Origin of the sequence: Paraburkholderia sp. BR14320, from assembly GCF_040948665.1 — a bacterium.
GTDB classification, from domain to species: domain Bacteria; phylum Pseudomonadota; class Gammaproteobacteria; order Burkholderiales; family Burkholderiaceae; genus Paraburkholderia; species Paraburkholderia youngii.
In genome coordinates this window covers 1-255 of the sequence record NZ_JBFPKG010000346.1, presented here as the reverse complement: position 1 = coordinate 255, position 255 = coordinate 1, and the positions used below count along the sequence as shown (strand labels likewise).

The 255-nt window shown below is 65.1% G+C and carries 1 pseudogene; it reads left to right on the top strand.

Going from position 1 to position 255, the window contains the following annotated elements:
- Window positions 1-255 (top strand): annotated as a pseudogene (locus AB3X89_RS40590) (hypothetical protein); the annotation flags it as partial.

Genomic DNA, 255 nt, shown 5'->3' with positions numbered 1-255 from the left:
GATGCTGGCAGTCGACGCGAACGTCGACTGCGTGATCGCCGACGGCGCGACTACAGTATTGCGCAGACCGAGGCGTGGTCAGCCTGCGGCGTGCTGCCGGTGATTCCCCCACCGGCCAATGCGGTCGCTCACAATCAGCCGGCGACGCGCTGGCACGACCATCTCGTTCGGTACATCAAGGACAAGGGCATCCATGCGTTCCGCAACAAATACGGGTACGGCCAGCGCGCGCTGGTCGAGGCGCAGATCTCGCGA